Raw genomic sequence first — 23,473 nt, 5'->3', positions numbered from 1 at the left:
TCGCTCGAAAAACAAAACGGGTCGGGAGGGTTGCAACCACCCAACCCGCTCAGGAGATGCTTGATGACCAATGATTTCTATCACAAGGCCAAAGATGCCATTCTCAAACTGAAGACGCGCGTGAAACAGTTGGAAGGCAGGGACCGCGAGCCGATTGCCGTGGTCTCGATGGCCTGTCGCCTGCCTGCCGGGATGACCACACCCGAAGCCTACTGGCAGTTGCTGGACGCGGGTGGCGACGCGGTGACGCCCTTCCCCGAGCAGCGTTGGGACGAGGGACGCCTCTATGATCCCGACCCGGAAGCCGCGGGGAAGACCTACGCCCGCGAGGGCGGTTTCATTCAAGACATCGACGGTTTCGACGCGAGTTTTTTCGGCATCACGCCGCGCGAGGCCCAGGCCATGGACCCACAGCAGCGCCTGTTGATGGAGGTCGCCTGGGAAGCCCTGGAACGGGCACAGATCCTGCCCGAATCCCTGACCCATACCGCAACCGGCGTCTACATCGGCGCCATGAGTTCCGATTACCGCGCACCAGGTGCCGACCTGGAGGCGGTGGACAGCTATACGGGAACCGGCACGTCGCTGGCGGTGACCGCAGGACGCCTGTCTTACTTTCTGGGCCTGCAGGGCCCGGCGCTGACAGTGGACACGGCCTGTTCTTCATCCCTGGTCGCCCTGCACCTGGCGGCCACCGCGCTACGTTCGGGCGAGTGCTCGGCGGCTCTGGCGGGCGGGGTGACCATCATGAACCAACCCGACATCTTCATCGAATTCTGCCGTATGGGCGGCATGGCTCGAAACGGCCGTTGCAAGAGCTTTTCCGCCAACGCCGACGGCACCGGTTGGGCCGAGGGCTGCGGCATTCTCGTATTGAAGCGCCTCGACGATGCCATCCGTGACGGCAACCCCATTCTGGCCGTCATGCGCGGCAGCGCCGTCAACCAGGACGGTCGCAGCCAGGGCCTGACCGCACCCAACGGGCCCAGCCAGCAACGCGTGATTCGCCAAGCCCTGCAGAACAGCGGCCTGGAACCGGACGACCTGGACATCGTAGAGGCCCACGGCACCGGCACCCGCCTGGGTGATCCCATTGAAGCGGGCGCGCTGGCCGAGGTATTCGGACCCGGACGATCGCCGGAACGCCCGCTCTACCTGGGCTCTTCCAAATCCAATATCGGCCATGCCCAGGCAGCCGCCGGCGTAACGGGCATCATCAAGCTGATTCTCGCCATGCAACACGAGAAACTGCCCAAGAGCCTGTATACCGACCAACCCAGCAAAGACATCGATTGGCAGGGCAGTGGGCTGAGTCTGTTGACGGAGCCAAGGCCCTGGCCGCGCACGAGCGAGCGCGTGCGCCGCGCGGGTATCAGCTCCTTCGGTATCTCGGGTACCAATGCCCATATCGTGTTCGAAGAGCCTCCAGCGTCGCCCACGCCACCGCGTGAGCCGATGGCCGACCCGAGCGCGCTGTTGCTGCTCTCGGCCCGCGACCCGTCGGCGCTGGAGGCGCAGATCCACCAATTCGGTGCGGCGCTGGAGAACGGCGACGCCGCCGAAACGGCCGATCTCTGCCACACCGCCGCGTGCGCGCGTACCCGCTTTCCCCACCGCGCCCGTCTGATCTACCGCGACGGCACCGTTCTCGGCCAGCGATCCGGTCGCGCCGAGGGCACAGCGCGCGTGGCACTGCTGTTCACCGGCCAAGGGGCGCAATGGCCCGCCATGGCATCCCAACTGTACGAGCGACACTCGGTGTTCCGCGAGACCGTCGACCGCTGCCTGGCGATCACCGGCCCGCTGCCGCTACTGGAAGAAGACGCCTCCATCCACCGCACCGACATAACTCAGCCGGCGCTCTTCGTGTTTGAATACGCGCTCTTCACCCTGTGGCAGGATTGGGGCCTGAAACCCGTCGCGGTGCTGGGCCACAGCATCGGCGAACTGGTGGCGGCCACCGTTGCCGGTGTGTTCACGCTCGAGCAGGGGTTACATCTGGCTCGCGAGCGCGGTCGCCTGATGAGCGGCGTGCCGGGGCAAGGCACCATGGTCTCCCTGGCCACCGACGAGGCCGGCGCCCGCGACCTGATTGCCCCATTCGGCCATCGCATTTCCATCGCCGCTCTCAACGCACCCGACCAAACGATGATTTCGGGCGAGCAGGACGCCATCGAGCAACTGCTGAGCGACATCGACCTACGTCACAAACGCATCGAGACCTCGCACGCCTTTCACTCGGCCCAGATGGACCCGGCCCTGGCGCCGTTCGAACGCGCCGTCGCCGAAGCCGCCCCCAAACCCCCGCAACTGCTGTTCGCTTCCAACCTGACCGGCGCTCCGATCTCCGAGGCATTGTGCGAACCCGCCTACTGGGCCCGTCAGATCCGCGAACCGGTGCGCTTCATGGCTGGCGTAGAGGCGCTGATCCGCGAGGGCTGCAACACCTTCGTCGAGGTGGGGCCGCGTCCGATTCTGTGCGGTCTGGGTGCCTCTTTCACCGATCAGACCAACCTGTGGCTGCCCTCCATCAAGAAGCGCGAGCCCCATGACCAAAGCCTGTTGGAGGCGGCCGGCGATCTTTTCGTGCGCGGCGTGGAACTGGATTGGGCACGTGTCATACCGGGCCGGAAGATCGTCGCGCCCACCTATCCCTTCCAGCGACAGCCTTACCGCCTGGATGCCGCCGGCGTGGGAGATGTGGTCTCGGCCGGCTTGGATTCGCCCGGCCATCCGCTGTTGGGGGCGGTGTTGACACAGGCCGACGGCAGCGCCACGCTGTTCACCGCGCGCTTGTCGCTGCAGGAATTCCCCTGGCTGCGCGATCACCGCGTTTACGACATGGTGTTGTTCCCCGGTACATGCTTCCTCGAGCTGGCCTGGGCCGCCGCCGCCCGCCTGGGCCTCGCCGGCGTCGAAGAGCTGAATCTGGCCGCACCGCTGGTACTGACCGAAGAAGCGGTACGGCTGCAATTGCGCTTTGAAAGCGACAACCGCTTTTCCATCCACGCCAAGCCCGAAAATCAAAGCGGCGCCACCTGGACGCTTCACGCCCTGGGCAAACTGTCTGCCGAGCCGGCCAACAGAGCTCCCGAGAGCTGGAACGGACCGCCTCCCGCCGCTGAGTCCGTATCGTTGCAGGGCTTCTACGACATGCTGGATGAGATGGGATTCGGCTATGGGCCCGCCTTCCAGGGCCTGCAACAGGCTTGGCGACACGGTGATTCCGTTTTTGCCAAGGTAGTTCTGCCGGAGGCTCAGGCCAAATCCGCACCTCGTTACGGCATGTTCCCGGCTCTGTTGGATGCCGCTCTGCACGCCCTGCTTTGCGGCGAACGAGCGGAGGAAGCATTGCGGCTGCCGTTCGCCTGGCAGGGCGCAAGCCTTTGGGCTTCCGGGGCACGGGAACTCTACGTCCACTTCCTGCCCGCCGCCGAGGGTGTGGAAATTCGACTTTTCTCGACCAGCGGGGAACCGGTCGGCCACATCAGACAAATGGTGCTGCGCGCGGCCGAGGCCGATCAGATCCGCAACGCACTGCAAGGACAGACGCGCCACCTGTACCGCGTACAATGGCGCCCGGTGGAATTGCCCCAAACGGCAGATGTCGCCGACCCGGAGCCGCGCGTCTTCATCTGCCCGGAGGCCGAGGACAACGCGGTTACCGCCACCACTTTCGAGTTATGCCAAGTACTGGAACAGGTGAAGCAGGCACTGGCGGACCCCCAAAACGATGGGCGCCCACTGGTCTGGGTTACCCGCAATGCAGTTGCCGCCGGGCCCGACGATGAACTCCGCGGCCTGGACGTTTCCGCCGTATGGGGTCTGTTGCGCTGTGCACGTCAGGAGCATCCCGACCGCGACTTGCGCCTGATCGATTTGGACGACCACGGCGACGAGGCTTTATTGCGGGCCGCTCTATCCGTGGTAGGCGAACCCGAATTGGCGCTGCGCTTCGGCAAGGCCCACGCGCCGCGCCTGCTGCCGGCCAACGATACCCGCTCGGACCTCGAGGTTCCCGGTTCCAACCCCTGTTGGCGCCTGGCCGTGCAGACGCGGGGTTCGCTGGACAATCTGAGCCTGGAGCCCCACGACGCCGACACAGGACCCCTGCAGGATCATCAGGTCCGACTGAGAATCCGCGCCGTCGGCCTGAATTTCCGCGATGTGCTGGGTGTGCTCGACATGCTGCCCAACCCCAGCGAGCCCGGCCTGGAAGGTGCCGGCATCGTGGTCGAGGTGGGCGCCGGCGTAACCGCCCTGCAACCTGGCGACCGCGTGTTCGGCTTGTTGGAGAGTGGCGCCGCCACCCATGCGATTGCCGACCAAGCCGTGTTGGCCCCCATTCCCGCCGGTCTTTCCTTCGCCGCTGCGGCGACCATTCCCACAACCTTTGTCACCGCTTGGTACGCGTTGGTGGATCTGGCCCGGTTGCAGTCGGGCGAGCGCCTGCTGGTCCACGCGGCCGCCGGCGGTACCGGCCAGGCCGCCATGCAACTGGCCAGGCATTTGGGTGCCGAGGTGTTCGCCACAGCCGGCCCCGCCAAGTGGCCTGTCTTGCGCCGCCTGGGTCTCAGCGCGGACCACATCGCCTCTTCTCGCGATACGAACTTCGAGGCCTCTTTCAGAACGGCAACCCACGGGGCGGGTGTTGATGTGGTGCTCAACAGCCTAACCGATGAAAAAATCGATGCCTCACTGCGACTGCTGGCGCGGGACGGCCGCTTCCTGGAATTGGGCGTGACCGACACCCGTTCGGCATCCGAACTGAAACACATGTATCCCGGCATCTCCTACCTGCCCTTCCTGCTGATGGAAGCCGGTAACCAACGCCTGGGCGACATTCTGCGCGAACTGTGCCCGCTGTTCGAGAGCGGCGCACTGCAACCCTTGCCCCATGCCGCCTACGACCTGCGCGAGGCACCCGCCGCCTTCCGCTTCATGGCCCAAGCCCGCCATACCGGCAAACTGGTGCTGACACTGCCCGCCATCGAGACGGCGTGCGCAGATGATGCCGTGTTGATCACCGGCGGTACCGGCGAGTTGGGCGCTCAGGTTGCCGCCCACTTGGTGCGCAACCACGGGATCCGCGAGTTGGTGCTCACTTCCCGCCGTGGTGCCGAGGCGCCCGGCGCCGTCGAACTGGCTGAAGAACTGAAAGGTTTGGGCGCCCGGGTTCAATTTGCGACCTGCGATGTGGCCGATGCCGAGGCTCTGAGCGCCGCCGTCGACTTCCACCGCGTGCGCGGAGTGGTTCACTGCGCGGGCGTGTTGGACGACGGTGTGCTGACCCGCATGACACCCGTCTCCATCGAGCGGGTGTGGGCTTCCAAGGCCACCGGTGCCTGGAATCTGCACCAACTGACCCACGACCGGGACCTCGATTTCTTTGTGCTCTTCTCTTCCATCGCGGGCGTGCTGGGCAGTCCGGGTCAAAGCAATTACGGCGCCGCCAATACCTTTCTGGATGCCTTGGCGGCCCATCGTCGCAAGCGCGGCCTGCCCGCGCAAAGCCTGGCCTGGGGCCTCTGGGAACAGAGCGGCGTGGGCATGACGGCCCACCTCGGCGCCGCCGAGCTGAACCGCATGAGTCGCGAGGGTTTCGGTGCACTGGCCGTCACCGAGGGGATGAAGCTGTTGGATGCGGCCCTGAAGCGTCCGGACAGCCTGCTGGTGCCTATGGCCCTGGATCTCTCGCGCAAACGTCGCGACGAGGTCGCCCCCATGCTTCGCGAGTGTGCGCGAGCCGCCGTGCCCCAGCGCACCATCGCCGAACCGGCCGCCGTCATCGACGACGCCGCCGACATGTTGCGTTTCCTGCGGGCCGAGGTTGCCGCCGTACTGGCCTTACCCGATGCCGATTCCGTCGCTGAGGACGCCCCCCTCAGCGAATTGGGCCTGGATTCGCTGATGGCGGTGGAGATCCGCAATCGTTTGAGCAAGTTGGCACCCTCCGGTCTGCCCACCACCCTGCTTTTCGATTACCCCACCCTCAGCGCCCTCGGCGACTACATGATGACCCATGTGACACCCGCCGCATCCGCTCCGGCTCGTGCCGAATTGGATCGCCCCGCCATGGACAAACTGCTCGCCGCAATCACCGTCGAGGATCTGGAGCGCGCCGGCCTCTTCTCGGCCGTGCTTCAAGTGGCGCTTGACAAGGGCGAACCCGCGGATGTGCCCGCCGAAGCCGGCGAGATCACCGATTATCTCGCCGAGGCGGCGCAGCTATCCGATGCCGATATCGACGACGAACTTGACATGATTTTGGGAGATTGATGTGACGGAACCAACCCGCCTCCAAAAAGCAATGGCCGCCATCAAGAAACTGCGCGGCCGCATCGACGAGCTGGAAAACAGCCGTCCCGAACCGATTGCCATCGTTTCCATGGCCTGCCGCCTGCCGGGCGGAATCGCCGCTCCCGAGGATTTTTGGTCGCTGCTGGTGGAAGGCCGCGATGCGATCGGCCCCCTGCCCGCCGATCGCTGGGACGCCGAATCGCTCTACGATCCGGATCCCGATGCAGCGGGCAAGATCTTCGCGAAGGAGGGCGGTTTCATCGACGAAGCGGATCGCTTCGACGCCGCCTTTTTCGGCATCGCACCCCGCGAGGCTCAGGCGATGGACCCGCAACAACGCCTGTTGCTGGAAGTGACCTGGGAGGCGCTGGAACGAGCCAATATGGTGCCCGCCGAGCTGTCGGGCAGCAAGACCGGCGTGTTCGTCGGCGCCATGAGTTCCGATTACATGATGGGGGCGGGTTCCGGCCTGGAGAGTGTGGACGGTTATACCGGCACCGGGACTTCCGGCGCGGTGGTCGCGGGCCGGCTCTCCTACTTCCTGGGTTTGCAGGGGCCCGCGCTGACGGTAGATACGGCCTGTTCCTCCTCATTGGTGGCGGTTCACCTGGCAGCCGCCGCGCTGCGCGACGGTGAGTGCGACATGGCCTTGGCGGGCGGTGTGACCGTGATGAATTCACCCGCCATCTTTATCAGTTTCAGCCGCTTGCGCGCCATGGCCGGCGATGGGCGCTGCAAGAGCTTTTCGGCGAACGCCGACGGCACCGGTTGGGCCGAGGGCTGCGGTGTCCTGGTCCTAAAGCGCCTTGCGGATGCCCGTCGCGACGGTGACCGCATCCTTGCCCTGGTGCGCGGCAGCGCCGTCAATCAGGACGGTCGCAGTCAGGGTTTGACCGCACCCAACGGCCCCAGTCAGCAGCGCGTCCTTCGTCAGGCGTTGCGGTCGGCGGGCATCACCCCGGCCGAATTGGATGTCGTCGAAGCTCACGGCACCGGGACTCGTTTGGGCGATCCCCTGGAAGCCGAGGCCCTTGCGGCCGTGTTCGGCGCCAGCCGTGCTCCCCAACAGCCCCTTTATCTAGGCTCGGCCAAGTCCCATATCGGCCATGCTCAGGCTGCCGCCGGGGTGGCGGGCATCATTAAGATGGTGCTGGCACTTCAGCACGACCTGCTGCCCGCCAACCTGCACGCCGACCAACCCAGTCCCGATATCCGCTGGCGGGAAAGCGGCCTCTCACTGCTGCAGCAGCAAATCCCCTGGCCGCGCCGTGACACCCGACTACGGCGGGCCGGCATCAGTTCCTTCGGCATCTCCGGTACCAATGCCCACGTGATTCTGGAAGAGGCGCCCGTGCCTTCCCAAACGACAACTCCGAATCAAGAGCCGGCGCACACCCCCGCTCCCGACACACTGCTGCTGCTTTCCAGTCGCACCGAGGCCGCCCTCTCCGGCCAAGTCCAACGCTTTCACACTTTCATGGACGGCAAATCCGCCGCCGAACGGGCCGATATCTGCCACACCGCCGCCAACCACCGCACCCATTTTCCATATCGCTGCTGGAGCGCCTGGCGCGACGGCAACCTCCGCGCCCAGCGTTCCGGTTCCGTAGGCGGAACGCCGCGGGTGGCCTTGCTCTTCACCGGCCAGGGATCGCAGCTCCCCGCCATGGCCGCGCCGCTCTACCAACGCGAACCCGTATTCCGAGAAACGGTCGACCGCTGCCTCGCCCTGACCGGCCCCCTGCCGCTGCTGACTGACGATGCCTCCGTTCACCTGACCGAAAAGACGCAGCCGTGCCTGTTCGTTTTCGAATACGCGCTCTACCGGCTCTGGAGCAGTTGGGGACTGAAACCTGTTGCCGTGTTGGGTCACAGCATCGGCGAGCTGGTGGCCGCCACCGTTGCCGGTGTCTTCACACTGGAAGAAGGCCTGTGTCTGGCCGTCGCGCGCGGTCGCCTCATGGGCGCCGCCACCGGCGACGGCAGCATGGCCTCACTTGAAGCCGACGAGACCACCGCGCGCCGACTGATCGCCCCTTTCGGCGAGCGTCTCGCCATAGCGGGCCTGAATTCCCCAAGCCAAACGCTCATCTCCGGCGAAACCGCCGCCATCGATGAGTTCCTAGCCGGATTGGATATTCGCGCCAAGCGCCTCGAGACCTCCCACGCCTTTCACTCGGCCCAAATGGATAGCGCGCTGGACCCCTTCGAACAGCTCGTCGCGGAAACCAGACCCAAAGCACCGCAACTGATGATTGCCTCCAACCTCAGTGGCGGCCTGGTCTCGGACGAGATGTGTGCGCCCGCTTATTGGGCGCGCCAGATTCGCGAACCGGTGCGCTTCATCGACGGCGTGCGTACCTTGATCCAACATGGCTGCAACACCTTTCTGGAACTGGGACCCCAACCGATCCTGTGCGGTCTCGGCGCTGCCTGCACCGAGGTCGACTGTTCCTGGCTGGCCTCCGCCAAGAAAAACGAACCTCACACCCAAACCATGCTGGAAGCGGCGGGCGGCCTGTTTCTGCGCGGCGTGACCCTGGATTGGAAGCGTGTGGTTCCAGGCCATGCCACCGAAATCCCCACCTACGCCTTCGACCGCCAGTCCTACCGCCTCAGGGGCGCTGAAACCGCGACCGATGTGACCGCCGCCGGTCAGGAAGCGCCACATCATCCGCTGCTGGGCGCCGTGCTGGAGCAGGCCGACGGCAGCGCCACCCTGTTCACGGCGCGCCTGAGCCCCAGGCGAACGCCTTGGCTGAGTGACCATCGCATTTACGAAACGCCACTCTTTCCCGGAACCGGCTTCCTGGAGCTGGCCTGGGCCGCCGCGCGCCGCTTGGAGAAAGGCGGGGTGGAAGAGCTCAATCTAGCCGCACCGCTGGTGTTGGTTGACAGCGGAGCGGTGCAACTGCAATTGCGCGTGGACGACGATGGCGGTTTCTCAATCCATGCCAGGCCGGAAGCCGAGGATCGGACCGACTGGGTGCTGCACGCCGTGGGCCGTCTCCACGACAAGCAACCGCCGCAGGAGACCGAGACCTGGTCTTGGCCGCCGTCCAACGCCGAACGGCTGCAAACCGACGGCCTGTACGATTCGCTGCAAGCCATGGGTTTCGATTACGGACCCGCCTTTCGGGGCCTGCGCGAAGTGTGGCGCCGCGAGAACATGCTGTTCGCCCGGGTGGCCGTCGCCGAACAGGAGGTCGAGCTTGCCGAAGGCCACGGCCTGTTCCCCCCGCTGCTGGATGCCGTGCTGCACTCGCTGCTTTGCGGCGAAGAAACCCGCGATGAGGTGCAACTGCCCTTCGCCTGGCGGGACGCCTGCCTATGGGCCCACGGTGCACGGGAAATGGTGGCTCGGCTCGTGCCGCGCGCGGACGGGACCGAAATCAAACTTTTCGACGTGTCCGGCAACCCCCTGGGCCGCATCGGCCTGCTGGCGACGCGCGTCGCCCGGCCGGATCAGATCCGCCAGGCCGTGCGTCGCGAACCCCGCGATCTGTATCGCGTGAATTGGCGCGCGATCCCGCTGCCCGCGGACAGCACATCCGCGCGGGAACCGGTGATTTTCGAATGTCCGTGCGAGGGCAGCGGCACGGGTGCGGACATGGTCATCGTCAACCAGGTCTTGGCCCAGCTTCAACGGGCACTGGCCGATGAGGCGCTGCAGGGCCGAAGCCTGGTCTGGCTGACCCGCAACGCCGTGTGTGCCGGACCCGACGATCCCGTCAGTCGCCTGGATCAGGCCCCCGTCTGGGGCTTGCTGCGTGCCGCGCGCCAGGAGCACCCCGAGCGCGATCTGCGCCTGATCGATCTGGACGATCAAAGCGACAAGGCCTCGCTCGAGGCCGCCCTGAGCATCGTGGACGAACCCGAACTGGCTCTGCGCTTCGGTAAGGCGCTGGCACCGAGGGTCTTGTCCGCCAGCCGCGCCCGCACCAACCTGGAAGCACCCGCCGACACGCCCCTTGTGCGCTTGCGGGTACGCGAACGGGGTTCGTTGGACAGCCTGCAACTGGTAGCCCACGAGGCCGATTCGCGTCCGCTTCAGGACGGTGAAGTTCGCATCGCCATTCGTGCCGTAGGTCTCAACTTCCGCGATGTACTGGGTGCGCTCGACATGCTGCCCAATCCCAGCGAGCCGGGCCTCGAAGGTGCCGGCATCGTGCTCGAGGTGGGAGCCGACGTGAGCCGTTTCCAACCCGGCGACCGCGTATTCGGCCTGCTGGAAAGCAGCGCCGCCACCCACGTCGTGGCCGATCAGGCGGTGTTGGCGAAGATTCCCGCCGGCCTCTCCTTTGTGGAAGCCGCCACCATTCCCACCACCTTCGTCACCGCCTGGTACGCGTTGGTTGACCTGGGTCGTCTGCGCGCCGGCGAGCGCGTCCTGATTCACGCCGCCGCGGGTGGTACGGGTCAGGCCGCTGTCGCTCTGGCACGCCACCTGGGTGCAGAGGTTTTCGCCACCGCCGGACCCGCCAAATGGCCGATGCTGCTGAAACAGGGTTTGACCGCCGACCACCTCGCTTCTTCTCGCGATACGAAATTTGAGACCGCCTTCCGCGAGGTTACCTCCGGCCGCGGCGTAGACTTGGTGCTCAACAGCCTCACCGATGAAAAGATCGATGCCTCCCTGCGCCTGTTGGCCAAGGGCGGTCGTTTCCTGGAGCTGGGCGTTACCGATACCCGCTCGCCCGCCGAAATCGAAACCGCTTTTCCCGGGGTACGCTACCTACCTTTCCTCTTAATGGATGCGGGCAATCGACGGCTGGGCGAGATCCTGCGCGAGCTCTGCCCGCTCTTCGAGACGGGCAGCTTGGCGCCCCTGCATCACACCGCCTACGATCTGCGCGAGGCGCCCGCCGCCTTCCGGTTCATGGCCCAGGCCCGCCATCGGGGTAAATTGGTGATGACGCTGCCGCCCTCGCTTGAAACGAAGAGCGACCGCGAGGTCCTGATCACCGGCGGTACCGGCGAACTGGGCAGTCGTCTGGCGGTTCATCTGGTGCGCGAGTACGGCGTCACCGATCTGCTGCTCACCTCTCGTCGCGGTGCCGCCGCGCCCGGTGCCGCAGAACTGACGGCCGAGCTGGAAGCGTTGGGCGCCCGCGTACGGCTGGTTGCCTGTGATGTGAGCGACGCCGCCTCGCTGCGGGCAGCGGTTGATTTCGAGCGCGTGCGCGCCGTCTTCCATTGCGCGGGCGTGCTGGACGATGGTCTGTTGACTCAAATGACCCCCGAGTCCCTGCAACGAACCTGGCAACCCAAGGCAGCCGCCGCCTGGCATCTGCACGAACAGACCTGCCGGCACGATTTGGATTGCTTTGTGATGTTCTCCTCAGTCGCGGGGGTCCTAGGCGGACCGGGCCAGTCCAATTACGCCGCCGCCAACAGCTTTCTCGACGCTTTGGCCGCCCATCGCCGCAAGCTGGGCCTGCCCGCCCTCAGCCTGGCCTGGGGCTTGTGGGAACAGCGGGGTTTCGGCATGACGGCCCACTTGGGCGCGGCTGACCTGAACCGCATGCGCCGTTCCGGCTTCGGCGCCCTTTCCATCGAGCGAGGCCTGCACCTGCTGGATCTGGCCCTGACCCGACCCGACACCCTGCTGGTACCCATGGCCGCCGATCTGGCCCGTAAGCGTCGCGAGGAAGTAGCGCCCATTCTGCGTGAGCTGGCACGCGCCAACGATCCCCCCCGCGCCGCTGCCGCCGCCAGTGCCGCTGCTCCACGTCCCCGCGATGCCGAAGGTATGTTGCAGGCCACCCGGGCCGAGATCGCCTCCGCCCTTGCCTTGCCGGGACCCGAGTCCGTTCCTTCCGATCAACCGCTGTCCGAAATGGGTTTGGATTCCCTGATGGCGGTGGAAATACGCAATCGCCTCAACCGTCTCGTGGACAGCCCCCTGCCCACAACGCTGCTCTTCGATTATCCCAACGCACGCGCCTTGGCTACCTTCATCCAGGAGACCCAGACGCCCGCCAACACCGGAAACCAGGCGGAGGTCGTTCCTTCCGAGGCCGCCCCCATCGATCCCGAATCCCGTCTCGACGAACCCATTGCCGTCGTCGCCGTCGCCTGTCGCTTGCCCGGCGATGTGACTTCACCCGAGGCCTACTGGTCCCTGCTGGAACGGGGCAGCGACGCCGTTGGTCCCTTTCCCGAGCGCTGGGACACCGAAGCGCTCTACGATCCCGATCCCGATGCGGCCGGTAAGAGCTATGCCAAGGAGGGCGGGTTCCTCCGCGATGTCGAGGGTTTCGATGCCGCCTTTTTCGGCATTTCCCCCCGCGAGGCCCGTGGCATGGACCCCCAGCAACGCATACTCCTGGAAGTGACTTGGGAAGCGCTGGAACGGGCGCGGCTGATGCCCGCCACCCTCGTCGAGAGCCGAACCGGCGTGTACATCGGGGCCATGAACTCGGATTACATGGAGCCCGATGCCGGCAGGGAGGATTTGGACGGTTACGCGGGAACCGGGACCTCGAGCGCCGTGGTTGCCGGCCGACTGTCCTATTTCCTGGGCCTGCAAGGGCCCGCGATGACGGTGGACACGGCCTGCTCCTCCTCGTTGGTGGCGCTGCACCTGGCCGTTCAGGGCCTGCGCCTGGGCGAATGTGACGCGGCCCTGGCGGGAGGCGTGACGGTGATGAACACCCCCTCGATCTTCGTGGAGTTCAGCCGCCTCAAGGGCATGGCCGCCGATGGCCGCTGTAAGAGTTTCTCCGCGCGGGCCGACGGTGCCGGGTGGGCCGAGGGCTGCGGCATGCTGGTCCTCAAACGCCTGTCCGATGCGCAACGGGACGGTGACCGCGTGTTGGCCCTGGTGCGCGGCACGGCCGTCAACCAGGACGGCCGCAGTCAGGGCTTGACGGCCCCCAACGGGCCCAGCCAGCAGCGCGTCATTCGCCAAGCCTTGCACACCGCCGGCCTGGCTCCTAACGACCTGGACGCCATCGAAGCCCACGGCACCGGTACCCGCCTTGGCGATCCCCTCGAGGCCGGTGCCCTAACTGCCGTCTTCGGATCGAATCGCGACGAGGCCCGTCCCCTGTGGCTGGGTTCCTCCAAGTCCAATATCGGTCATGCCCAGGCAGCCGCCGGTGTGGCGGGTATCATCAAAATGGTCTTGGCCCTGCAACATGAACAGCTTCCCAAGACCCTGTACGTCGAGGAACCCAGCCCCCACATCGACTGGCAAGGCAGTGGGCTGACCCTGTTGAAGGAACAACAGCCCTGGCCGCGCGACGAGGCCCGCCCACGCCGAGCGGGTGTCAGTTCCTTCGGGGTTTCCGGCACCAATGCCCACATCGTTCTGGAAGAGGCTCCCGCTGATACCGCACCCGCACCCGAACCCGAGTCTCAAAGCAAGCCCGCCGACCACCTGCTGTTGCTATCGGCCATGACGCCCGCCGCACTGCGCGAACAGGCCGCCCGCTACCGCCTCCTGGCCAGCGCCGAACCCGCCATCGATCCGGCCGACCTCTGCTTCAGCGCGGCCGTATCGCGCACCGCCTTTTCCCACCGCAGCGCCCTGGCCTTCTCGGATCGCGAACAACTGCTCGAGGGCCTGCATCAGGTCGACGGACACGACGCCGTCACCGATCCGCGCGTGGTGTTCGTCTACCCCGGACAAGGTGCCCAATGGTTGGGCATGGGTCGCCAATTGTTGGAACGATCCGAACCGTTCCGCACGGCCCTGGAAGCCTGCGATACCTTGATCCGAGCCGAAGCCGGGTTCTCGGTCATCGACGAGTTGCGGGCCGCACCGGAACGCTCCCGCATGCGCGAAATCCAGGTCGTGCAACCGTTGCTCTTTTCCGTTGCCGCCGGTCTCACCGCTGTCTGGCGTGCCCACGGCGTGGAAGCCGATGCCGTGGTGGGTCACAGTCAAGGGGAGGTTGCCGCGGCCTACGCCGCCGGTCACCTCTCCCTCGAGGACGCCGTCGCGGTCATCTGCCGTCGCAGCCGACTGTTGGAGCGCATTGCCGGCCAGGGGGCGATGGCCCTGCTTGAAATGAGCCGTGAAGACACCGAACGGATGTTGCAACAACGCCGTTACGGCGACCGTCTCTCCGTGGCCGTGGTCAACAGTGACAAGGGTTGCGTGGTTTCGGGTGAAACCGCCGCCATCGATGAACTGGTGGCCGAGATGCAGCGGCAATCGCTGTTCTGCCGCAAGATTCAGGTGGATGTCGCCTCCCATAGTCCTGCCGTGGACGCCTTGCGCGACGATCTCATCGGCGAACTCGACCAACTTTCGCCGCGCGCGGGCAACATTCCCATGTGGTCCACCGTGAAAGCCGAACCCATCGCGGGTACCGACTTGAACGCCGCCTACTGGTACGACAACCTGCGCCAACCCGTGCTGTACGGCAAGGTGGTTGACCAACTCTGGCAATCGGGTCCACATGTCTTCGTGGAAATCAGCCCGCACCCCTTGCTGACCGTGGCCACCGAAGAAGTACGCGCTGCCGTGGGCGGCAGCGGCGGCACCGTCTCATCCCTGCGGCGCGACCAACCCGAAGTGAAAACGCTGCTGCACGGCCTGGGACAGGCTTGGTGTCGCGGCGTTTCCGTTGCCTGGCCGGAGATCTTGCCGGGCCGGTTGATCGACCTGCCCACTTACCCCTTCCAACACAAGCCGTACCGTCGCGAATCGGCCGCGAAACAAACGGCCGATGTGCGCGCCGCCGGCTTGAGCGCCGCCGAGCACCCACTCTTGGGCGCTGAAACGCCCTTGGCCGAGGACGGCGATTTTCTGTTCACCGCACGAATCTCGCCGCGCCGGCTGCCCTGGCTGCGCGACCACGCCGTGCACGGAACGGTGCTGTTTCCCGGCACCGGCTTCCTGGAGTTGGCCTGGGCGGCGGCACGCCGCCTGGAAAAGGCCGCCGTGGAGGAATTGACCTTGGCCCAACCGCTGGTGCTGCACGCCGAACGCGGCGTCCAACTCCAGTTGCGCGTGGATGCGACGGGCGGTTTCGCCATTCACGGCCGACCCGAAGACGATGACCAGGCGCCCTGGGTGCCACATGCGCTGGGTCGCCTGAGTGCGGCGGCTCCGCAACCTGAACCGGAACGCCTGTCCTGGCCACCTGCCGGCCGCGAAGCGGTTGCCGTCGACACCCTGTACGACGAACTCTCCGAACTGGGTTTTGCCTATGGACCGGCCTTCCGCAATCTGCGCGAGGTATGGCGCGACGAGCGCGCGCTTTACGCTAAAGTCGTGCTGCCCGAGCGGCATGCCGGCGAGGCCGAGGCCTACGGCATGTTTCCGGCCCTGCTGGATGCGGCCCTGCACGCGCTCTACTATGTCGCACACGTCAATGACGAAGGGCCACCCCAAGTGCGCTTGCCCTTTCACTGGCAAGGTGCCTCGCTGTGGGCCGGTGGAGCGCGCGAGCTGCTCGCGCGGCTGGAGCCCGATACCGCCGGCGCGCGTATCGCCCTATACGACGGCGGCGGCAATCCGCTGGGTACCATCCGACAGCTGATCACGCGTCCGGCCACGGCCGAACAGGTGCGCGCCGCCCTGCGCCGCGAAGCCCGCCACCTGTACCGCCTGAACTGGCGCGAGATAGCGCTGTCGCAAACGCCCGACGACAACACCCAACGCGCTCTGATCTTCAAGTGTGCGCAAGCCGAAGGTGAAGGTGCGGCCACGGCCCTCATCGCAGCTCAAACGGCCGCCGCACAATTGAGCGAAACCACGGCGGACGAAACCTCGCGAGATCGGCCCCTGGTTTGGCTGACCCGCAACGCGGTTGCCGTCGAACCCGACGAGACGCTGACGCGGCCGCAACAGGCATCTATTTGGGGCCTGTTGCGCAGCGCGCGCGGGGAATACCCGGACCGCGATCTGCGCCTGATCGATTGCGACGCGGACACTCCCGAAGCGGCGCTTCGGGCCGCCCTCGCCGTTCAAGGCGAACCCGAGATGGCCTTGCGCGGGCAGCGGCTGTTTGTGCCGCGCCTCTCACCGGTTTCCAATCTGGAAGAGAACGCGACCGCCGAACCGCAAACCCCGGCTTTGCGCTCCAGGCCGGATGCCGCCGTGCTGATTACCGGGGGAACCGGCGAGTTGGGCCGTCTGGTCGCGGAGCGCCTGGTACGCGATCACGCCATAACCCATTTGATTCTTACCTCGCGACGTGGTTCGGATGCGCCCGGCGCGGCTTCGCTACGGACGGCGCTGGAAGCGCTGGGTGCTCGAGTCCACTTCGTGGCGTGCGATGCGGCCGATCGGGACGCGTTGGCGGCAGCCATCGATTTCTCCGCCATTCGCGGCATTGTCCACTGCGCGGGCGTGTTGGACGACGGCCTTTTGGCCCAGATGACACCGGAATCGCTGCAGCGCGTCTGGCAACCCAAGGCCGCCGGGGCCTGGAACCTCCACTGTCTGACCGCCGATCATCAGTTGGATTTCTTTATTCTGTTCTCCTCCGCCGCGGGCGTACTGGGCGGCCCGGGACAGGGCAACTACGCCGCCGCCAACAGCTACCTGGATGCCCTGGCGGGCTTTCGACGCGCCCACGGCCTTCCCGCCCTCAGCTTGGCCTGGGGCCTGTGGGAACAGCAGGGTGTCGGCATGACGGCCCATTTGGGCACGGCCGATCTGGCCCGCCTCGCGCGACAAGGCATCGGAGCCTTTTCCGTCGAGCGGGGTCTGGAACAGCTAGATGCGGCCTTGAAGCGGCCGGAAAGCCTGCTGATCCCCATGGTGCTGCACCTGGGTCGCAAGAGCCGCGATCAAGTCCCCGCTTTACTCCGAGACATGGCCCGCCCGGCACCCCGACGCCGAGCCGCCGCGGCAACCGCCGGACAGGTCATGGACGCCGACGGCATGTTGCACATGGTGCGCGGCGAGATTGCCTCCGTTCTGGCACTGCCAGGGGCGGGCGCCATCCCCGCCGATAAACCCCTGCACGAGCTGGGTCTGGATTCGCTGATGGCCGTGGAGATCCGCAACCGCCTGAGTCAGGCCGTGGACATGGACCTGCCCACGACGCTGCTCTTCGATTACGCCAATGCGGGCACCCTCGCCGAATACCTACTTTCCCAACGACAACCGGCCTCCGCATCCGATGCCAGGGTGACAACCCGCCCGAGAATCCAAGCCCTGGACGAGCCGATTGCCGTCATTTCCACCGCCTGTCGCCTGCCCGGCGGCATCACCACACCCGAAGCCTTCTGGTCCCTTTTGGACAATGGCCGCGACGCCATCGAACCCTTCCCCCATGACCGCTGGGACATCCGCGCCCTCTATGACGCCGATCCCGAGGCGGTCGGCAAAACCTACGCCAAGGAGGGCGGCTTCCTCCACGACATCAATGGCTTCGATGCCGCCTTCTTCGGCATCTCGCCGCGCGAGGCTCAGGGCATGGATCCCCAGCAGCGCCTGCTCCTGGAAGTGGCCTGGGAAGCCCTCGAACGCGCCTTCATCAAACCACAGGACAAGAGCGGCAACCGAACCGGCGTCTTCATCGGCGCGATGAACTCCGACTATCGCGTGATGGACGTGGGTCTGGACGGCCTCGACGGCTACGCCGGTACCGGCACCTCCAGTGCCGTCATCGCCGGACGCCTTTCCTACACGCTGGGTCTGCAGGGACCGGCCATGACGGTGGACACCGCCTGTTCCTCCTCGCTGGCCGCGCTGCATTTGGCCGTGACCAGTCTGCGCCTGGGTGAATGCGACGCAGCCCTCGCGGGCGGGGTGACCGTCATGAATTCGCCCTCGATCTTCGTGGAGTTCAGCCGCTTGAAGGGCATGGCCCCCGATGGTCGCTGCAAGAGTTTTTCCGCTTGGGCCGACGGTGCCGGCTGGGCCGAGGGCTGCGGTATTCTGGTCCTCAAACGCCTATCCGATGCGCATCGGGACGGCGATCCCATTCTGGCCCTGGTACGCGGCACGGCCGTCAACCAGGACGGGCGCAGCCAGGGCCTGACCGCGCCCAACGGACCCAGCCAGCAACGCGTGATTCGCGAGGCTTTGAACGCCGCGTCAGTGACCCCCGACGATGTGGACGCCGTAGAGGCCCACGGCACCGGGACCCGTTTGGGTGACCCGTTGGAGGCCGGCGCGCTGAGTGCCGTCTTCGGGCCGGGCCGACCCGCGAACCGCCCGCTCTACCTGGGTTCCGCCAAGTCGAACATCGGCCACACCCAGGCAGCCGCCGGCGCCGCCGGTCTGATCAAGATGATCGAGGCCCTGCAGCACGAAAAGCTCCCGCGCACGCTGCATACCGCGCAACCCAATCCCGATGTGAATTGGTCCGCCGGCGGTCTGGCCCTGTTGACCGAGGGACGGGAATGGAAACGCGATCCGGCACGTCCCCGCCTGGTCGGTATCAGCGCATTTGGCATTTCGGGCACCAATGCCCACGTCATTTTGGAAGAGGCGCCCGCATCCCCGCCCGCCGCGGCGGCCGCAATGGCGCCAACGGCCGAATCGGAGCCGAGCGACAACCTGTTGTTGCTTTCGGCCAAGAGCGCGGCCGCTTTGCGCGATCAGGCCGCCCGCTACCGTTCATGGCTGGAAGACCATCCCACGGCGAACCTGGCCGATATTTGTTTCACCGCGGCCCAGGCCCGGCAACACTTCGAGCATCGCTGGGCCCTGGCCTTCTCAACCCGCGAACAACTGCTCGCCGATCTGCAACGGGTCGGCCATATCCAGGCGATTGCCCAACCCCGCATCGTTTTTGTCTACCCCGGTCAGGGCGCGCAATGGTTGGGCATGGGTCGTCAACTGATGGCGCAATCCGAACCCTTTGCGGCGGCCCTGCGGGAATGCGACGAACTTATCCGCGAGCAGGCCGGGTTTTCCGTCATCGAGGCCTTGCATGCAACCGCCGAACACTCGCGTTTTGCCGAGACCCATGTGATACAACCGTTGCTTTTCGCCATGTACGTGGGCCTCACCGCCGTCTGGCGAGCGCGTGGGATCGAGGCCGATGCGGTGGTGGGTCACAGCCAGGGTGAAGTGGCCGCCGCCTATGCCGCCGGGATGCTTTCCCTCGAAGACGCCGTGTCGGTCATCTACCTTCGCAGCCTCCTGATGGAGCGCATTTCAGGCCAAGGCGCCATGGCCCTGGTCGAAATGGATCAGCACGAAGTGGCCCAAATACTCGACCGCGACGAGTACGCGAATCGCCTGTCCATTGCGGTGGTCAACAGTCCAAAGAACATCGTTGTCTCGGGCGAAGCCGTTGCCGTCGATGCACTTGTCGCCGAACTCCAGCAACGCTCCGTTTTCTGCCGCAAGGTCCAGACGGACTTTGCCTCTCACTCGCCCGCCGTTGACGCCTTGCGCGACGATCTGCTCCGTGAATTGGACGGCTTGAGGCCACGCGCCGGCAACATCCCCATGTGGTCGACGGTCAGCGCCGAACCGATTGCGGGCGAACAACTGACGGCCGACTACTGGTTCGCCAACATGCGCGAACCGGTGCAATACGGCGAAGTGGTCCGCCAACTCTGGCAGGACGGCCCGCACGTCTTTATCGAAATGAGTCCCCATCCTCTGCTGACGGTGGCGACGGAAGCGGTACGCGGCGAGGTCGGCGGCAGCGGCGGCATGGTCTCATCACTGCGCCGCGACCAGCCCGAACAATTGATGCTGCTGCACGGTCTGGGGCAGGCCTGGTGCCGGGGCGTCGCGGTCCCCTTTTCCCGGCTCATGACGGGCCGGCCGACGCAGGTCCCCACCTACCCCTTCCAACACGAACAGTTCCGCCTGCCCTTGAAACCCGCCGGTACGACCGATGTGCGCGCGGCGGGTTTGGGTGGCAGCGAGCACCCCTTGCTGGGCGCGGTCACGGCGTTGGCCGAAGACGGCGACATTCTGTTCAGCGCACGCCTTTCGGCCGAGACCCATCCCTGGTTGCGCGATCACGCCGTTTTCAATACGGTCCTGTTTCCCGGTGTGGCCTTCCTCGAGCTGGTTTGGGCGGCCGCTCATCGGCAAAACAAGCCGGGGATTGAGGAGCTGACCTTGGCCCAACCGCTGGTGCTGGACGGCAACCAGGCGGTTCAACTGCAGTTGCGCCTGGACGACGCGGGCAGCTTCACGATTCACGGGCGACCGGAGCGAGAAACCGAGACAGCTTGGATGTTGCACGCCATGGGCCGTCTGAGCCAAACAGGCGTGTCACCAAGTACCGAAACGCTGGTTTGGCCACCGACCGATGCCGAAGCGGTAACCCTAAACGATCTTTACACGGATCTGGCGGAGCTGGGCTTTGAGTATGGGCCCGCGTTTCAGGCACTGAGCGAGGTGTGGCGCAACGGCCAAACCCTTTATGCAAAAGTGGTTGTCGACGATCAGCGGGAAAGTGAAGCCGAGGCGTACGGCCTGTTTCCCGCCCTGTTGGATGCGGCACTGCACGCCCTCTTCTGCCGCGGGGACGCACAGCGCGAGGTGCGGCTGCCCTTCTCCTGGCGCGGTGCAGTGCTGTGGGCTCACGGAGCCGAGCACCTCTACGCCCGCCTGGAGCCCGCTTCGGAGGGGGTCCGCATCAGTCTATTCGATGGCGGCGGCAATGCCCTGGGCCGTATCGATCAAATGATCACGCGCCCGGCCACGGCCCAGCAAATCCGCGCCGCGCTGCAACGGGAGGCCCGCCATCTGTACGCGCCGACGTGGCGCGCCATTTCCCTTGATCAGGCCCAGGGCGCCGAGTCGGCGGATCAGGGTGCGCTGGTGTTCACCTGTTCCGATGCCGTCGGAGAGAACGCGGCCGCCGGCCTGACCCAAAGCCGAAGTGTGATGGATCAATTACGCAGCGCCCTGTTGGATGAATCGCTGAAGCATCGGCCGCTGGTGTGGCTGACGCGGCGAGCGGTCTCGGTGGGGCCCGACGATCCGGTGGTGCGGCCGCAGCAAGCTCCCATTTGGGGCATGTTGCGCAGTGCGCGCGCAGAACACCCCGGCCGCGACCTGCGCCTGATCGATTGCGATGAGACCACCCCGGAAGCATTGATCCAGGCAGCCCTTGCCGTACGCGAAGAGCCGGAGCTGGCGCTGCGCGGTTCCGACGCGCTGGCGCCGCGTCTGCTGCCCGCCGACCGCCCGGTTTCCCGAGCGGAGCAAACGTCGGAGACGGCACCGCAACCGCTCGCCGCGCCGGAAGGCGCGGTGCTGATTACGGGCGGGACGGGTGAGTTGGGGCGCCTGACGGCCGAATGGATGGTCCGCGAGATGGGTGTGACCCGCCTGGTGCTTACATCGCGACGGGGATCGTCAGCGCCGGGCGCGACAGAATTGGCGACACGGTTGAACGGCCAGGGGGCCGTGGTGGACATCGTCGCCTGCGATGTGGCGGATCCTGCTTCTTTGCAAGCCGCCATGGACGTTGCCGACATTCGCGGCATTGTGCATTGTGCCGGTGTGCTGGCCGATGGGTTGCTGACCGAACTGAAGCCGGATCAACTGACGCGGGTGTGGCAATCGAAGGCCGCGGGCGCCTGGAACCTGCACCGATTGACGCGCGACCGGCCGTTGGATTTCTTCATCCTGTTCTCGTCCGCAGCGGGCGTCCTGGGCGGGCCGGGCCAGAGCAACTACGCCGCCGCCAATACCTACCTGGATGGGCTGGCATCGTGGCGGCGTGGCCAAGGCCTGCCCGCGCTCAGCCTGGCCTGGGGCCTTTGGGAGCGCCAGGGTTTCGGCATGACCGCCGCCTTGGGGCAAGCCGATATGGCGCGGATGAAGCGCGCGGGCCTGCGCGCCTTCTCCCCCGAAGCGGGTCTGGCACAGTTGGCGGCGGCAATCGGGCGACCAGAGAGCCTGTTGGTGCCGGTGATGTTGGAGCTCGGCGAGCGTCGCGATCGACTTCCCGCGCTGCTGCGCGAACTGGTTCCTGCCGCTCGGCCCCGCCATGCCGCACCGGCCGCCGTCGAACCCGTTGTCGATGCCGAGAGCATGGCACGCATGGTGCGCGGCGAGATCGCCGCCGTGCTGGCCCTACCGGGGGCCGCTGCCGTGACTGCTGAAAAGCCGCTGCGTGACCTGGGCCTGGACTCGCTGATGGCAGTGGAGATTCGCAACCGTCTGGCTCAGGCATTGGCAGTGGATCTACCCGCCACCTTGCTCTTCGATCACGAGCATGTGGCGGACCTGATCGCTTGGCTGGTCGACCGTTTCCTGGATACCGCCGCCGTTCAAACCTCCGCTGGCACGACCGGACCGGTCGAGTTACCAGGACGGGAAAAACATCGCACGGACGAAATCAAGTCGGGCACGCGTTCCGAAAGCGCCCACGCCAACCCATCGTCTTGGCTGCACCGCGCCCTTTTCGAAGCCGACGAAACGGCCACCGTCGATCTGCTGTTGCTGGCGGGCCGTATGCGCATGAATCGACAGGGGGCCGATGCGGGCAATGCGCCCGTGGCAATGCGCCTACTGGCCGACGGACCCGGGCAAGGCGCCCTCGTCTGCATTCCCTCGATGATCCCGGCCCAATCGCTACAGTATCGCCCGTTGGCCGAGACGCTGGTGGGACGCCTGCCGGTATACTGCATCACCCATCCGGGCTACCAAGCCCAGGAACCGCTGTTCGCGAGCCTCTCCTCCATGGCCACGGCCTATGCCGATCATATCGGCACCTTCCTGTCCGAACGGCCGAATACCCTATTGGCCCATTCGGCCGGTGGTCCCGCGGCCATCGAAGTCACTCGGATTTTGGAACGGCGCGGCACACCGCCCGCCGGCTTGGTTCTGGTGGACAGTCTGCCACCCGCCTCAACCTGGAGCACCGCGTTGCATCCCGCCCTGATGGTGCGTGATGTCCTGGCCCGTGCCGTGCCCGTTCGCGAATCCCAGCCTTTGACCGCCGCGTTGCAGCACCTCAGTGAAGCCGAGCTGACCGCCTTCGGCTGGTACACGCCCTTCACGTTCGAACCAGGCCACAAGCCAAACACGCCGACGCTCTTCGTGAGTGCCGCCGAGCTGATGGCCGTTCAGCAAAGCCAGACTTGTCCCGACATGCTCTCGCGGCCTTCCGACTACTGGAAGGAGCATTGTCCAAACCTGACCGAGGTCACTTCTCCGGGCGATCATTTCACCATGCTGACCCAGTACGCCGCCGAGCTGAGCGCCCACATCCTCGAATGGCGCTCACGCCTCTAAGTGCCGATCCGGCGCGGCCTCGCCGTGCCCGCGCGACAA

2 protein-coding genes are annotated in these 23,473 nt (G+C 66.0%); both read left to right on the top strand.

Annotated features, from left to right (window positions below; genetic code table 11):
- Positions 1 to 63 precede the first annotated feature (63 nt).
- Positions 64 to 6,279 (top strand): type I polyketide synthase, encoded by a 6,216-nt coding sequence (locus J3U87_RS08715; RefSeq protein ID WP_237382653.1) that lies wholly within the window; start codon positions 64 to 66, stop codon positions 6,277 to 6,279.
- Position 6,280: 1 nt separating this feature from the next.
- Positions 6,281 to 23,434 (top strand): type I polyketide synthase, encoded by a 17,154-nt coding sequence (locus J3U87_RS08710; protein WP_237382652.1) that lies wholly within the window; start codon positions 6,281 to 6,283, stop codon positions 23,432 to 23,434.
- Positions 23,435 to 23,473 lie beyond the last annotated feature (39 nt).

Source organism: Sulfidibacter corallicola, from assembly GCF_017498545.1.
Classification (GTDB): domain Bacteria; phylum Acidobacteriota; class Holophagae; order Acanthopleuribacterales; family Acanthopleuribacteraceae; genus Sulfidibacter; species Sulfidibacter corallicola.
The sequence above is the reverse complement of the archived record's forward strand: the minus strand, read 5'-3'. Positions and strand labels throughout refer to the sequence as shown.